The sequence below is a fragment of the Vibrio sp. 10N.222.55.C6 genome (assembly GCF_041473395.1).
Taxonomy (GTDB): Bacteria; Pseudomonadota; Gammaproteobacteria; order Enterobacterales; family Vibrionaceae; genus Vibrio; species Vibrio crassostreae_C.
Genome location: NZ_JBFRSD010000176.1, coordinates 1 through 372, shown reverse-complemented (window position 1 = coordinate 372; position 372 = coordinate 1). Strand labels below are relative to the sequence as shown.

1 protein-coding gene is annotated in these 372 nt (G+C 49.2%); it reads right to left on the bottom strand.

The features are described 5' to 3' along the window. Window positions 1-372 (bottom strand): GGGtGRT protein (locus tag AB4486_RS23110; RefSeq protein ID WP_372118850.1); only part of this gene is annotated, 372 nt, incomplete at both ends.

The following is a 372-nucleotide window of genomic DNA, read 5'->3' as shown; positions in this document are numbered from 1 at the left end:
GATTAGGTAAGCGGCATCTTTACCTAGACCGTTCAAGATAACTTTCAATGGTGTTTTGCGTGATTTGTTCACGTTCAGTGCAATCTTGATCGCACCTTCTGCAGCAGCAAAAGACTCATGGCCTGCAAGGAAAGCAAAGCAGTGGCTCTCTTCATTGAGAAGGCGAGCAGCCAGTGCGCCATGGCCGATACCGACTTGGCGTTGCTCCGCAACACTGCCGGGTTTTGTGAATGCTTGAAGGCCTTCACCAATGATATTCGCTGCTTGTTCTGCGTTGTTCGCTTTACGGAACAGAGCCAATGCTGCACCAAGAGTGTAAGCGTCAGCTGCGCTTTCAAATGCGATAGGTTGAGTGTCCATCACTAATGCTTT